10 protein-coding genes are annotated in these 15,823 nt (G+C 25.8%); all 10 read left to right on the top strand.

Annotation, left to right across the window (positions count from 1 at the left end):
* Positions 1-50 precede the first annotated feature (50 nt).
* The 10 genes from ASC36_RS01745 to ASC36_RS01695 all read left to right on the top strand — a co-directional run bounded on the left by ASC36_RS01745 (position 51) and on the right by ASC36_RS01695 (position 15,636).
* Complete coding sequence (locus ASC36_RS01745; protein ID WP_055424766.1) at positions 51-2,150, top strand: carboxy terminal-processing peptidase; 2,100 nt, start codon at positions 51-53, stop codon at positions 2,148-2,150.
* Between the two features lie 107 nt (positions 2,151-2,257).
* Positions 2,258-4,315, top strand: coding sequence for a polyphosphate kinase 1 (gene ppk1 / locus ASC36_RS01740; protein WP_055424765.1), 2,058 nt, complete (start codon positions 2,258-2,260; stop codon positions 4,313-4,315).
* Positions 4,315-5,211: a Ppx/GppA phosphatase family protein gene (locus tag ASC36_RS01735; RefSeq protein WP_317038626.1), complete on the top strand. Its 897-nt coding sequence runs from the start codon at positions 4,315-4,317 to the stop codon at positions 5,209-5,211. The genes ppk1 and ASC36_RS01735 overlap by 1 nt, the downstream gene beginning before the upstream one ends.
* 407 nt (positions 5,212-5,618) lie before the next feature.
* Entirely contained in the window at positions 5,619-6,404 is a 786-nt protein-coding gene (locus tag ASC36_RS01730; protein ID WP_055424763.1) for a polysaccharide biosynthesis/export family protein, read from the top strand.
* Positions 6,405-6,416: 12 nt separating this feature from the next.
* Complete coding sequence (locus ASC36_RS01725) at positions 6,417-8,807, top strand: GumC family protein (RefSeq protein ID WP_055424762.1); 2,391 nt, start codon at positions 6,417-6,419, stop codon at positions 8,805-8,807.
* Positions 8,808-8,900: 93 nt separating this feature from the next.
* Positions 8,901-10,448 carry an MATE family efflux transporter gene (locus ASC36_RS01720; protein ID WP_073961183.1) on the top strand — a complete coding sequence of 516 codons (1,548 nt, stop codon included), beginning with the start codon at positions 8,901-8,903 and terminating at the stop codon, positions 10,446-10,448.
* Between the two features lie 1,247 nt (positions 10,449-11,695).
* Positions 11,696-12,574: a glycosyltransferase family 2 protein gene (locus tag ASC36_RS01710; protein ID WP_055424759.1), complete on the top strand. Its 879-nt coding sequence runs from the start codon at positions 11,696-11,698 to the stop codon at positions 12,572-12,574.
* A 118-nt stretch (positions 12,575-12,692) separates the two neighbouring features.
* Positions 12,693-13,586, top strand: coding sequence for a glycosyltransferase family A protein (locus tag ASC36_RS01705; protein WP_167336863.1), 894 nt, complete (start codon positions 12,693-12,695; stop codon positions 13,584-13,586).
* A 2-nt stretch (positions 13,587-13,588) separates the two neighbouring features.
* The gene (locus tag ASC36_RS01700) at positions 13,589-14,455 is read left to right on the top strand and encodes a beta-1,6-N-acetylglucosaminyltransferase (RefSeq protein WP_055424757.1); all 867 of its coding nucleotides are present in this window, start codon (positions 13,589-13,591) and stop codon (positions 14,453-14,455) included.
* Positions 14,452-15,636, top strand: coding sequence for a glycosyltransferase family 4 protein (locus ASC36_RS01695; protein WP_055424911.1), 1,185 nt, complete (start codon positions 14,452-14,454; stop codon positions 15,634-15,636). The genes ASC36_RS01700 and ASC36_RS01695 overlap by 4 nt, the downstream gene beginning before the upstream one ends.
* Positions 15,637-15,823 lie beyond the last annotated feature (187 nt).

Below are 15,823 nucleotides of genomic sequence, written 5' to 3'. Positions count from 1 at the left end.
AACCGATGCTTAATTTAAAAAAGACATGGATATTTTTATCGCTATGTTCCATGAGCCTGTTAGTATTTTGTTTTAATGCTTCTTCTCATGATGATAGAGAAAAAGAGTTAATGAAAAGAGTTAGAGAAACATTGCTTTATACAAGCTATGCTCCTAAAAATTTGGATTTGGCTTATTCGAGAGATGTTTTTAAAAAATACATGGAAGATTTAGACCCTTTTAAAAGATATTTTTTAGAATCCGATATGGATGAGTTTTCCGAATATAAAGATAAAATGAGTGATATGTTTATTAATAACGATATTTCATTTTATACATTAACCATTGATAGGTTATATAAAAGGATTGATGAAACTGAACAATATGTTAATGATATTTTCAGTAAGCCGATTACTTTTACTGATGATGATTACTTTTATACAGACGATAAAAAAAGAAAATTTCCAAAAAATAAAGATCAAGCAAAACAATATTGGAAATCCTATATTAAATATAGAGTGTTGCAAGAAATATTTAATAGCCAAAGGGAAAAAGATAGTATCAATACCGTTAATCCGATAAAAACTGATTTTGTTAATGAAAAAAATATTAAAAAAATAGAAAAGCCTAAAACAAAAGAAGAAATACAAGCTGATGCGGTAAAAAAAGTAAAGGAAAACCTGTCAGAATATTTTAGACAAATAAAACTTAGAAAAAAATCGGATTTATTTTCTATATTTATTAATGCATACACAGAGGTTTTTGATATCCACACAACCTATTTTTCACCTAAAGATAAAGAAAATTTTAATAGTTCAATCAGTGGTAAAATTATTGGAATAGGAGCAACCTTACAAGATATTAAAGGATATCCTACTATAAGAGAATTGGTAATTGGCGGTCCGGCGTGGAAATCTAAGGAAATTGAGGCAGGAGATAAAATCATAAAAGTGCAACAAGGTAAAAACGGTAATCCGGTAAGTGTAGTAGGGATGTTGTTGGATGATGCCATACGATTAATAAGAGGTGAAGAAAAAACAACCATAGTATTAACTTTAGAGAAAAAAGACGGAAGCACCAAGACGGTTTCTCTGGTAAGAGAAGAAATAGAAATTCAGGAAACTTTCGTTCGAAGCGCAATTATAACAGACGATAAAGGTAATAAATTCGGAATTTTATATCTGCCAGAATTTTATATCAATCTTGATAATAACAGTAAAGGGAGAGATTGTTCCGATGATATTAAAAGAGAAATTAATGAATTAAAAAAGCAAGGAATTACCGGTTTAATCATGGATGTGAGAAACAATGGAGGAGGATCACTATCTGAAGTTGTAGATATAACCGGTTTGTTTATAGGAAAGGGACCTGTAGTACAAGTTAAAGATACCAGTGGAAAAATTAAAGTATTAAACAGTAAAGAAAAAGATATTGTATGGGATGGTCCATTAATTCTTATGACCAATGAGCTTTCAGCCTCAGCATCAGAAATACTGGCCGGAGCTATGCAAGATTATAAAAGGGCTGTTGTAGTGGGACCTTATCAAACGTATGGAAAAGGAACAGTACAAACCATTTTTCCGTTAGATAGATTTGGTATGAAAGACGATAAATTCGGTGTTTTAAAAGTAACTATTCAGAAATTTTACAGAATAACCGGAAGTTCTACCCAATTGAAAGGGGTTAATTCCGATATTGTTATTCCTGGGATTTTTTCTTACTCCGATATATTCGAAAAAACTCAAGAATATGCTTTGCCTTGGGATCAAATAGCTCCAACTAATTACACCACTTGGCAAGGTACTCCGAAAATAGATTACGAATATTTAAAAGCAAAAAGTGCAGAAAGGTTAAAGGGTAGTACGTATGTTTCATCTATTGAGAAAGCAGGTAAGTGGACAAAAGAACTGGAAAAGGTCGATAAAATTCCGCTTAAATATGATAAATTTATGCAGGAAATGACAAAAAGGATTAATCAAGGAAAAGAATTTGAAAAAGAAACAAATTTTGATGCTAAAATTAAAGTTGAGGCTCCGGCCTATGAATTAGTCAAGTTTAAGGAAGACACTGTCCTTAAAGCAAAGCGCGAAGATTGGTATAAAGGAATGAGAAAAGATTTTAACCTAAAAGAATCTGTAAATATTTTAAACGACATTATAACAAAAAAATAGTTGAACGACATTATTGAAAGCAATCCATAGATTTTATGGGTTGTTTTTTTTAAATTTATTTGAAAATAAAGTAAATTTTTTAAATATAATTATATAATTTTTAAGTTATGGGTCAATCTAATAATCGTTATATCAATAGAGAAATAAGTTGGCTTAAATTTAACTCTCGTGTACTTCAGGAAGCAATGGACAAGAAAAATCCTTTATTGGAAAGGCTTCGTTTTTTAGGAATATATTCGAATAATTTAGATGAATTCTATAAAGTTAGATATGCCTATATAGCGCGAATGATTCAGTTCAATAGAAAATATAACAATATTGTTGAGGAACAAGAGGATGTTAACTTATTGGAAGAAATTAATATGACAGTTGCTCATCAACAAGAAAAATATGATAAGTTGTATGAACAGATCATAAAAGAATTAGCCAAAGAAAAAACTTTGTTAGTAGATGATAAAACCTTACCTGAAAGTTTAAAACCTTTTGTTCAAAATTTTTTTGAAAATAAATTAAGTCATAATCTAACAATTTTGTACTGGAAACAAGGAGATAAAACGATCAATCTTAGAGATAATGTTTTTTATTTAATAGTAACCATGACAAAAAAAAATGGAAATAAGCAATATGCACTTATTGAAGTACCTTCCGATAGATTTTCACGTTTTTTGGTATTACCGGATATTAATGATAAGCATTATGTAATATTTCTGGAGGATATTATCAGGTATCATTTAAGAGATATATTTCAGTTTTTTAAATTCGAGACTATTGAAGGTAAGTCTATAAAATTAACTAAAGATGCAGATTTATCCATAGATAATGATGTGCAAGTCAGTTATGTAGATAGCATAGCAGGGGCTTTAAAAGAAAGATTAAAGGGATTACCGGTTAGATTGGTATATGATAAAACTATAGATTCTAAAACTCTTCAATTCTTAAAGAAAATGTTTGATCTTGATGAATACGATAGTTTGGCTCCCGGAGGAAAGTATCATAATAAGAAAGATTTTATGAAATTTCCTACTTTAGGTAGACAGGATCTTGAATATAAAAAAATAGATCCGATTATTCCTAAAATTTTAAAAGGTGAAAAAAACTATTTTAAGGCTTTTGCAAAAGAAGATACTTTACTTTATACTCCTTATTATGATTACTCTGTTTTTTTAAAATTTCTTAGAGGTGCAGCTATAGATCCCAAGGTAAAAAAAATAAAAATAACTATTTACAGAGTTGCCGGAGATTCACAGGTTCTTAGTGCTATACTAAATGCTGCCAGAAATGGAAAAGAGGTAACTGCAGTATTGGAATTAAGAGCAAGATTTGACGAGGCTCATAATATAAAATGGTCTAAACAATTACAGGATGAGGGAGTAAAGGTCATTTTTGGAGTTCCCGGATTAAAAGTTCATTCTAAAATTGGAATTGTTGAAAGAGAACCTCAACGCGGTGCTGCAACTAAGTACGCATTTATTTCTACTGGGAATTTTCATGAAGGAACAGCAAGATTATATACTGATTTTACTCTTTTTACAGCAAATGAAGCTATAGTTAAACAGGTAGATCAAGTTTTCGATTTTTTCAATACAAATTATTTAGTTAAACATTATAAAGACATAGCGGTAAGTCCATGGGGAATACGTCGCAAACTCATGCTTGGCATAGAACGTGAAATAAAAAATAAGAAAAATGGTTTACCGGCACAAATTAATATAAAAGTGAACAGTATATGTGATAAAGAAATAATTGATTATTTATATGAGGCTAGCAAAGTGGGTGTAGAGGTGAGGATGGTGGTAAGGGGGATTTGCTCAATAATTCCTCAAGTACCGGGTTTAAGCGAAAATATAAAAATAATTAGTGTAGTTGATAAATTTTTAGAACATCCAAGAATTTATTGGTTTAAGAATGGTGGAGATGACCTTATATACATATCATCTGCTGATATTATGGCAAGAAATTTAGATTACAGAGTTGAAGTAGCTTGTCCGGTAACCAGTATTAAAAATAAACATGAAATTATGAAAATTTTTGAGCTAGGATTTAATGATAATGTTAAAGGACGCTTAATTAAAGAAGGCTTTGAAGAACCGTATCAAAAAAATAGAAAAAAGAAAAACAGATCTCAAGAATCAATCTATCAATATATCAAAGAGTTAAATAAATGATGAATATACTAACATATGCAGCTATAGACATAGGGTCTAATGCTATACGGCTACTAATAAATACTATTTATGAAACCCAGGAAACAGTAACATTTAATAAAACGAGTTTGGTACGCGTACCTATACGATTAGGGCAGGATGTTTTTACAGAAAAAAAAATATCCAAGAAAACGATGAATAGATTAAATGAAGCTATGACAGCCTATAGCCTATTGATGAAGGTTTATAATGTTGATAAATATAGAGCATTTGCAACTTCAGCTATGCGAGAAGCTTCAAACTCAAAAGATGTTATAGATTACATAAAAGAAAAAAGCGGAATAAAGATAGATATTATATCAGGAGAAGAAGAAGCAAAAGTGATATTTAGTACTGATCTTAAAAATTTTTTATACTCAGATAATTATTACTTATTCGTAGATGTGGGAGGAGGAAGCACAGAAATATCTCTATTAAATAAAGGTAAAGTTCATTACAGTCAATCCTTTCCTATAGGATCAGTCAGATTATTGGATAAAAAGATCGACGAAAGTTATTTGACAAATATTGTTAAACCATGGGTGACAAAAATAACTAAAGGAAAGTCTGTAGATGTAGTAGGATCGGGAGGAAATATTAATTTTATATTTAAAAATTCGGGAAAAAAAGAAGGAAAATTCCTCTCATCGACTTATATACATCATCAATACGAGTTATATAAAAGCCTTACATATGAAGAAAGAATTGAAAAATTTAATATGAAACCCGATCGGGCTGATGTAATCGTTCCTGCTTTGTTAATATATAGTTCAGTGATGAAATTTGCACATTCTACCCGTATTCACGTTCCCAAAATTGGATTGGCTGATGGTATGATCAATTTAATGTATAAGATGAAGAATAATAATGGAATATAAATAAAAATTTAATTTCATATTGTGAAAAATATTAATTTATACTAATTTATAGTATATAATAAAATTGGCTAAAAAATAGAATTTTCAGCATTAAATTAAATGTGATGGTTTTTTGTTTTATATAATTAAACCAAAAAGTATAATGTATCATTTAATTAGATTTATATTTTGAAATTATTAATAAAATAGATTATTTTTGGCACATAAAATTTAGGTTAAATTGTTTATTAATATTATCCATAAATAAAAATTATTTAAGTATTGTATTTTGAGGTAAATAATATGATTGTAATTGGTATTTAAAATTGAGAAAGAATAAAATCATAATATATATAAATAATTTCTTTTAAACTATTAAATAATAAATTATTTTTTAATAAGTTTTAAATTGTAAAACTAATAAAATAATGAAAAAAACTAGTTCTTTTATCGTTCCTTTAATAATTTTATTTTTTATTTTTAGTCTACTGTCTTGTGCTTCAAAAAAAAATCTTTATTACTTTCAAGGAAATGAAACAGTTTTAAACGAAGTTTATAAATATACTCCCACATTAAAACCTGATGATTTGCTTATTATAACTATTTCTGCTTTGGATATGGAATCGACACTTCCATTTAATCAACAAAGTCCATATAATGTAAGCTCTTCAGGATCAGAAAGTATTACTTCTACCAATCCAAGGTTGAAAACATATTTAATTGATGAAAATGGAGAAATAGATTTTCCGGTACTTGGAAAATTAAAATTAGGTGGATTAACTCGATCTCAAGCTATGGATTTTATGAAAGATAAATTAAGAGTTTATATTAAAGACCCTTCTGTAAATATTCATATTTCCAATTTTAGAATTACTGTTTTAGGAGAAGTAGCTAAACCTGGAACTTATACGTTATCCAATGAAAAAATTACGATTTTAGAAGCGTTAGGTTTAGCCGGTGATTTAACCATATATGGGAAAAGAAAAGATATTATGGTAATTCGAGATAAAGATGGGGATAAAACTTTTACCCATGTTGATTTAACTACTAATGATATATTTAAATCCCCTGTATATTATTTATCGCAGAATGATATAATATATGTACATCCTAACGGTGCGAAAACGAATTCCTCAGCCTATAGTGCTACAAATTCTATATTTATATCTTTAGCAGGAATAATTTTATCTGTTATTTCAATTATTACCCGTTAAATATTTAATATTATGAAAAAAAATCATAAAAATTTATATTTTGAAAATGATAATGATTTAGATATAAAAGAATTAGCCTATCGTTATTTAAAATATTGGAAATGGATAATTTTATCTATGATATTAACTACAGGAATAGGTTATTTATATTTAAAAATTACTCCAAAAAAGTATTTATCTGAATCAAAAATTCTTATCAATTCAGGGAATAATGAAAATTTAATCTTTTCCGGCTTACCTGAAATATCTGATTTTTCCGATTTATCGAGAAGTAAATTAGAAGATTGGATTGAAATGTTAAAATCACGTCGATTGTTATCTAAGGTAATTGAAAAATTAAATCTTAATATACAATATGCAGAAAAAAATGGATTATTATCCAAACAAGTATATGAGAAGGATGCAAGTGTTTATATAAAATTTGTTGATGAAAAATCGAAGTATTTAATTGATAAATCAACAAATCTTGAAGTAGTTATTTTTAATAACGATAAATTTATATGTAAAGATATTGATACTAAGAATGAATTTCATGGAAATTTTGGAAAACCTGTTAAATTTCCTTTTGGCGATATCATTTTTTTACGTAAACCCATATCAAAACCCGGAGATAGAGTCTTTATAACTATCAGACCAATTATTGATGTTACTTTAGAGTGTATTAGCGCACTTGAAATTGAAAATATAACCAAAAATGGCAATACAATTAGCGTTGGAATGCAAAGCATTTTACCTGAAAACGCTAATAAATTAATAGATCTACTAGTTTTACAACTTCAAGATGATATAATTGATGATAGAAATAAAATAGGGCAAAATACTATATCATTTATAAATGAAAGATTGTCATTGATATCGAAAGATCTGAGTGATACAGATCATAATATGGAAAAATATAAATCGGGTAAAAGGATTATTAGTGTTGAGACTGAAGGTAGTAAGGAAGTTCAAGAATCTTCAAGAATAGAAGAGCAATTAAAACAGTTTTCTATACAATTAAGTCTAATTGATTATATGGAAAAATTTATTACTTCTAACAACAATTCTTTATTACCTTCAAATATAGGGCTTACGGACGCATCTCTAATTTCTACCACCCATGAATTTAATAAATTAGTATTAGAAAGGGATAAATTGTTAAAAAGTTCAACAAAGGAGAATCCTATAGTAAAAAATTTAGATATACAAATTCGCGATTATAATAATAATTTAAGAAGGAGTTTAAGAAATTATAGAAATTCAACAAGCATAGCTATTGGAAATTTGCAAAAGCAAATGGATCAAGTTTCAAATAATATTTCAGAGTTGCCTGCTAAAGAAAGAGGATTTAAAGATATTTTTAGAAAGCAACAAACTGTTGAGGCTTTATATCTATTGTTACTTCAAAAACGAGAAGAAATGGAAATAACTACAGCATCAACACCTAATGTTATCAAAGTGGTTGATAAGTCCTTTTATTCTAATAATCCGGTTTATCCTAAATCATATATTATTTTATTTATATCTTCCATAATTGGTTTTATAATTCCTGTGGGTATTTTGTATATAAATTTCTTTTTTGATAATAAAGTAAAATCTAAAAAAGAAATTGAAAAAGTGGTTCCAAATATTCCATTTATAGGTTATATACCCAAAGCAGAAACTAATATAGTAGATATCCAAAGTACAAATTCATCTTCTGCTGAAGCATTTAGAATATTACGTACAAATGTAAATTTTTTACTTCCTGAATTTGAATATCCAACTAAATGCATATATGTTACCTCTACTATTAGCGGAGAAGGAAAAACCTATACTTCAGTAAATTTAGCATTTACATTAGCTCTAGCTAATAAGAAAGTTTTGTTGATTGAAGGCGATATTCGAAAACCTAAAGTTAGAGAAAATTTAGGTATAACAGATAAATTAGAAGGTATTTCAGAATATTTATCTGGTAATATTACAGATTTATCCAGTAAAATAACATCAATTTTTTATTCTTATAACAAAAATTCCTTATCTTCCTTAAAAATAGATATACTTACTTCCGGAAAGATACCTCCTAATCCTTCAGAATTATTAATGAATGGAAAATTTGCGGATATAATTGACTTTGGTCGTAATAATTATGATTATGTTATTGTAGATACAGCTCCAGTGGGAGTAGTGACTGATACCTTATTAATAAATAATTATGCTGATATGGTTTTATATCTAATACGCGTTAATTATTTGCAAAGGAATATGTTAGATGTTTTAGTACAATTGCAAAGAGAAGGAAAATTAAATCTTCATAAAACAGCTATTTTGATCAATAATGTAGATTCCAAAGGTGGGTATGGATATACTTATACATATGGATATGGTGAAACAAAAAAGCCTTGGTTTAAAAGATTTATAAACAATTATATATTAAAATCATAAAATTTTTAAAGATGAAATATGTATATATATGATTCAAATTTAAGATTAATACTTTTTTAAATCCAGACAAAACCAACTACTAATTACTAAATTATGAACAATAATAAACGTATAATAAAAAATACGCTTTTCCTATATATTCGAATGATATTCACTATGGGAGTGAATCTATATACTTCTCGTTTAGTATTAGAGACATTAGGAATAGAGAATTATGGGATATATAATATTGTTGCAGGAGTGATTGTAATGTTTGGCTTTTTAAATGCTTCAATGAGTGGAGCGACATCCAGGTTCTTAACATTTGAACTTGGAAAAGGTAATAGAAAGAGCTTATTAAAAACTTTTTCAGCTTCTTTAACCGTACATTTTATAATTGCAGGAATCATACTTATTTTAGGAGAAACTTTTGGTTTATGGTGGATGAATACTAAATTAGTTATTAGTCCAACTAAATTATATGCAGCACAATGGGTATATCAATTTTCAATTATAAGTGCTATATTTAGTATTATACAAGTGCCGTATAATGCGATTATTATAGCGCATGAAAAAATGAATATTTATGCTTATATAGAAATTTTTAATAGTTCACTAAAACTCGGTATTATTTTATTATTAAATATTTTAAATTATGATAAATTAATATTATATGCTTTTTTAATATTATGCGTATCTGCTATCATTACGATTATCTATAGAATATGTTGTATAAAGATTATAAGTCCATTTAAATTTAATTTGAAATGGAATAAGGAAGTTATTTTGCCCATGTTGAATTTTTCTACTTGGGATTTATATGGTAATATGAGTGTAATTGCAAAAACACAAGGCGTAAATATGCTTCTAAATTTATTTTTTGGGGTATTAGTTAATGCTGCATATGGAATAGCTAATCAAGTTCAGGGTGCCGTGAATAGTTTTTCAAGTAACTTTTTGTTGGCGACACGACCGCAGGTTATGAAATATTTTGCGTCTGGTGAAATAGAAAAAATGAGAAGTTTAATGAATAATTCATCAAAATTTGCTTTTATTCTAATGTATCTATTAGAACTTCCCTTTATATTAGAATGTAATTTTATTCTACATCTATGGTTGAAAAAGGTTCCTGAATATGCTTTAGTTTTTACTCAATTAAATTTAATACCGAGTTTAATATACACATTATGTTCCCCTATGGTTTTTGCTATTCATGCTTCAGGAAAAATAAAAAGTTTTAGTTTTATTACCGGAACAATTTATTTATCAGTAATTCCCTTTTCTTACTTTTTTTTTAAAATGGGATTTTCACCTATAATTCCGTATATATTGAATATCGTTTTAATGATGATTCTTTACATTGCAGTAACTTTAGTGTTGCATTACCTATTGCCCCAGCTTTCATATAGTATTATATCTTTAAAAAATGCTATCTTATCTTTGATTATGGTTGTACTATCTTCTATAATTCTAATTTACATTCACAATTGTTTTCCGGAAGGATGGATAAGATTAATTTCAACCTGTTTATTATCGATACTAATAATCCCTTTATTGAGTTTTTTTGTATTATTTGATAGGAAAATTAGAAAGAAAATAATAAAATTAATTATGGATAAACTTATTTTTTTAAAAAATTTCTTAATAAATAAAAATATATAATTATGAATTTAATTTATTTGTATTAGATTTGTGCAACTAATTATAATATGTAATTTATCAATAATTTTATATGTAAAGTAAAAAATTAATTCATTATTAAAAATTATATTATGACTGCCTTATTATGTTCTTGTATTTTATACCATTTAACTTATTAGCATTTATTTTTTGTTTAAATATTGAATAAATTGAAACTTATTAAAATAATTTTTAATTTATGAATTGATTATCCATAGTAAAAATTTTGATTTTGGGTTTTATGCGTCTGATCTTTATGTATTAATTATTAATAAATTTTCTCAGAAATTTTAACGAATGAGATATAAGCATTTTTTTAATTATTGTTCCAATTTACAATTTTGAAAAATATCTTTCAAAATGTATATATCTTTTAATAAATCAAATGTATGTTGGCTTGGGAATCAATTATTTTTGTAAATGGAGGATTAACATATTGTATCGGGAAAATATGTGATAGGTTGCTTCACATGATAATAGAATTAAAGTAATTTATAAAAAAAGGATTATCAGGAGCTAGAAATGCAGGATTAGATATTGCAAATGAAAATTTTTTAGATTTTAAAGACAGTGATGATTTTATAGTTATATATAAATATTTATGAAATATTGTACAAAATAAAATATGGATCGAATTAAGTAATGATTTATCATTTTGTGATTTAGAATGTTTTTCAAACTTTGATGAATTGAAAAACATTCACTTTAATGATTTTACTATAAATATTTTTTTAGTAGTAAAAGTTTTCGATCATTTTTATAATAAATTTAGTTTAGTTAAATATGTCCTAGTATAAAAAAATTTTACGAAAGAGATATTGAATTCTTTAAAATTTTCTATTGAAAGATTTAATGAAGGAAGAAGAATTATATATCCTGATATATTTTATAATAAAAAATTGCTGAAGTATACCAATATACCAAACAGTGTATTATTATCTACAAAGAGAAAAAAGTATGATGAGTAATTACAAATATTTATACAAACTTAATGCTACTTTAAACTTAAATGCTCTTAAAATTGAAATTGGTCAAAAAAAATTTGTTTAAACTATTTAAAAATTTTATTCTAAAAAAAGATTAATTAATATTTATATACTAATATCCTATGAAAAATTTATGCCATCAATTAAATCAAAGATTAATAAATCGTGGATTCAATAATATAGTTTAAGAGATAAATTAAAAACCATAATTGTTTATTTTTTAAATATTTTAAAATTGAATAAATGAATCCGCTCGTATCGATAATTATCCCTGTTTATAACGTTGAAGAATATCTGGATGAATGTTTGAATTCAGTAATCAAGCAAACCTATTCTAATATTGAAATTATAATTGTAGATGATGGATCTACAGATCGAAGTAAAGATATTATAAAAATATATAAAAAAAACGATCGTAGGATAAAATTTTTTTCGATTAATAATAGTGGTCAAGGTAAAGCAAGAAACATCGGTATCAATAATTCTTTAGGAGAGTATATTTATTTTTTAGATTCAGACGATTTTATTGAATCACATACTATTGACGTTTTGGTAAAATCAATACACACCAATCATATTTGTGTTTTTAATGCAATTTCATTTATGCACGAATCAGGTAAAATTGTTTCCTCAAAATATTTTGAAATAAATAATGATGATCTGATCAGTGAAATAAAAAAAGGAAATCATATTAAATATTTAGCACCATGTATCTCTCCATGTTTAAAATTATATTCAGCAGAATTTATAAAAAAACATACAATTTATTTTCCGGAAGGTATATTTGGCGAAGATGTAGAATTCTGGTTGAAGTGTATTACCAATACTAACCAAATAAATTATATAGAATATAACGGATACCATAGAAGATATAGAAAGAACTCTACCATGACTGGGGGTAGTATTAAAAACATAAAAGATAGAATTTATTCCATGGACAGATTATTAAATATAACTCATCATTCTAATCAGCTAAGACGTTTTATTTTACAATATCTATTAGATATTTGGGGGCAAGCATATAAAAAAAAGGATCAAGATCTGATAAAATACGCTCAATCCAAATTTTCTGAATACGACGTTGATAAATTATGTAAAGATAAAATATTTTATATAAAATAAGATATAATTTGTTCAAAAAAACCATTATTAAACAATTATATGATAATACTATATTTAGATAAATTGTTAATTAATTTAATGAAATTCTGTAACTTATTTAGTTTTAATGATAAATGAAATGATCAATTACACTATAATAATTCCACATAAAAATACTCCAAAATACCTTCAAAGGTGTTTAGATTCCATCCCTGAAAGAGATGATATACAAATAATTATTGTTGATGATAACAGTGATTACATCGACACAATTAATTTTCCGGGATTAAATAAAAAAAATACTGAAGTATATTTTACTAAAGAAGGTAAAGGAGCAGGATATGCAAGAAATATTGGATTATCTTGTGCGAAAGGAAAATGGTTATTATTTGCAGATGCTGATGATTATTTTAATAAAGGATTTCTTGATATTATTGATAAATATCTAAATTCAGATAACGATGTAATATATTTTTCGGCATCAAGTATAGACAATAAAACAGGAAAAATAGCAAATAGAAACAAAGATATAGTAAAAGTAATTAATAATTTTAATAAAGAAAAGTATAAAACTGTAGAAAATTTAATTTTTAAGAATTGGACGCCTTGGAGCAAAATGTTTAAACATAATTTTATAAAACATAAGAATTTATTTTTTGAAGAAGTAAAAGTAGGAAATGATGCATTATTTGTTTTAGAATCTGGTATCAATGCAAAAAAAATTGCTGTAGATAAATTTCCGATATATTGTGTTACCTATAGCATTACCAGTTTGACATTTTCTATAACCAATGAAACTTTTTTTGATGAAAGATTTAATGCAAAAATTAGAATCAATAATTACCTAGACGATAAAGGTAAAGATAGATATAAAATACCATTAGGTGATGACATAGTTATTTCAATTAATTATGGATTTAAAAAATTTTTTAATACAATTAAAAAAGCAAAAATTAATAATAATAAAATTATTTTAAGTACTATTCAATCATTAATAAAAAGATTTTTAAAAATTTTAAATTTTAAAAATTAACTATGAAACAAGCGATATTAATATTAGGTTATAAAGATATTAATAACCTAATTAGAATAATACATTATTTTGATGATAACTTTAAATTTTATATTCATATAGATAAAAAAAGTAAAGCCGATTTATCAAAACTTTATACGATCAAAAATAAATCAATAAATATTTACAGAAAATATGTAGTGAATTGGGGAGGAGTTTTCTTTATGAAAGTTGCATTATTTTTAGTTAAAAAAGCATTAGAAAATGATAATAATAAATATTTTCATTTGATCAGTGAACAAGATTTTCCAATTAAACCATTAGATTATTTTTATGATTTAGCTAGAGAAAATAAAAACTATTTAGCGTTTGAAAAATTGCCTAGGAAAGTTTGGGATGGAAATGGAGGACTTGATCGAGTACATTATTATCATTTTAATGATATCTTTAATGCAAGGAAATACGGACGTGGAAAATTATTGAACTTATTGGTTCATTTTCAAAAAAAAATGAACATTACGAGGCCTTATGGTGAACACTTACCTCAATTATATGGAGGCAGTATGTGGTGGAGTTTAACAAGAGAAGTTTTACTATATGTTATTAAAGAAAGTGAAAATAATTCTTTTCTAATAAATAGATTAAACCATACCCTTCTTCCGGATGAAATATATTTTCAAACAATTCTAGTCAATTCACCCTATTTAAAAGACATTATTAATGATAATTTAAGATATATAGATTGGACCTATAGGGGAGGCAGCAGACCTGCTTTTTTGGATATGAGCGATTATAATAAATTGATTACTTCGAATAAAATATTTGCTAGAAAATTTAATGAAAATTCGCAAGTTTTAATTAATAAATTATGTGGAATAATAAAAAAATGAAAAAAATTTTATTAATTAATACTTTATATCATCCATATATTGGTGGCGGTGCAGAAATAATTTTCCAACAACAAGTGGAAGGTTTAAAAAAAAGAGGATATGAAATATGTGTATTAACAACAGGTAAAAACGAAAATTTAATTAAAGAATATGTAAATGATATTGTAATATATAGAGCGGGTATAAAAAATTTTTATTGGCATTATGGAAATAATAAATCAAATAATAAATTAATTAAATTATTTTGGCATGTAAGAGATTCTTATAATATACAAATGAAAAAGTACATTAATTCAATTTTGGATATGGAGAATCCTGATATTGTCATATGCCATAATCTAGCTGGATTTTCAATTTCAATATGGGATGAAATAAAAAAAAATAATTTAAAAATAATTCAAGTATTACATGATATGTATTTATTGTGTGCTAATAGTACGATGTTTAGAAAAGATCATACTTGTAAAAAGCAATGCACCATATGTAAAGTACTAAGAAAAATACATAAAGGTAAATCAGAAAAGATTGATGTTTTAGTAGGGGTTAGTCAGTTTATAATCCATAAAATGTCCTCTTACAATTATTTTAAGTCAGTTAAAAAACAAGTAATCTATAATGCTCAAAATATTAAATATATAAACAAAGAAAAAATATGGGATGGGACAGATGTACTTAAAATTGGTTATATAGGATCTTTAACCAAGTCAAAAGGTATTGAATGGTTGATTACCCAATTTAATCAGTTAAATATTAATGCAAAATTATTAATTGCAGGTAAAGGAGAATTGATATATGAAAAATATCTTAAAAAACTTGCAAACAATAAAATTGAATTTTTAGGATATGTTGATTCTTCAGAATTTTATAAAAAAGTAGATATAATTTGTCTTCCCTCTATATGTGAAGATAATTTACCTGGAGTAGCTTATGAAGCTACTGCAAACAGTATACCTGTAATTGCAACTAAGCGTGGAGGGATACCTGAAATTATAACTGATCAAGTAAATGGAATATTAATAGATCCTGATCATGAAAATTCTTTAGGAAAAGCTATTTTAGAATTATATAAAAATAAAAAATTATTTAATAGTTTATCAGCACAAGCTAGAAAAAGCGTTGAATCTTTTTTAGATGTTGATAAAATGTTAGATGAATATGAAACTATCATTCAAAATCTATGAAATTATTATCAATTTTTTTATAATAACTATTTATTAATTAAACTAATATTTAAACTAGCTATTTATGAATTATAAATCTCTATTTAAACATATTTTTATAAATAAAGAAATTTCTGCAAAAAATCTTTATTTCAGTATAGAATATCAGTATTATAATTAATATTTATAACATATTAATTTTTATAAA

Source organism: Apibacter mensalis, from assembly GCF_001418685.1.
Taxonomy (GTDB): domain Bacteria; phylum Bacteroidota; class Bacteroidia; order Flavobacteriales; family Weeksellaceae; genus Apibacter; species Apibacter mensalis.
This window is presented reverse-complemented; position numbering and strand designations above follow the sequence as displayed.

What these genes read in the sequence shown, in the direction of transcription:
- ASC36_RS01745 (WP_055424766.1), top strand. Translation starts at nt 51, where the DNA reads ATGAGCCTGTTAGTATTTTGTTTTAATGCTTCTTCTCATGATGATAGA.
- ppk1 (WP_055424765.1), top strand. Translation starts at nt 2,258, where the DNA reads ATGGGTCAATCTAATAATCGTTATATCAATAGAGAAATAAGTTGGCTT.
- ASC36_RS01735 (WP_317038626.1), top strand. Translation starts at nt 4,315, where the DNA reads ATGAATATACTAACATATGCAGCTATAGACATAGGGTCTAATGCTATA.
- ASC36_RS01730 (WP_055424763.1), top strand. Translation starts at nt 5,619, where the DNA reads ATGAAAAAAACTAGTTCTTTTATCGTTCCTTTAATAATTTTATTTTTT.
- ASC36_RS01725 (WP_055424762.1), top strand. Translation starts at nt 6,417, where the DNA reads ATGAAAAAAAATCATAAAAATTTATATTTTGAAAATGATAATGATTTA.
- ASC36_RS01720 (WP_073961183.1), top strand. Translation starts at nt 8,901, where the DNA reads ATGAACAATAATAAACGTATAATAAAAAATACGCTTTTCCTATATATT.
- ASC36_RS01710 (WP_055424759.1), top strand. Translation starts at nt 11,696, where the DNA reads ATGAATCCGCTCGTATCGATAATTATCCCTGTTTATAACGTTGAAGAA.
- ASC36_RS01705 (WP_167336863.1), top strand. Translation starts at nt 12,693, where the DNA reads ATGATCAATTACACTATAATAATTCCACATAAAAATACTCCAAAATAC.
- ASC36_RS01700 (WP_055424757.1), top strand. Translation starts at nt 13,589, where the DNA reads ATGAAACAAGCGATATTAATATTAGGTTATAAAGATATTAATAACCTA.
- ASC36_RS01695 (WP_055424911.1), top strand. Translation starts at nt 14,452, where the DNA reads ATGAAAAAAATTTTATTAATTAATACTTTATATCATCCATATATTGGT.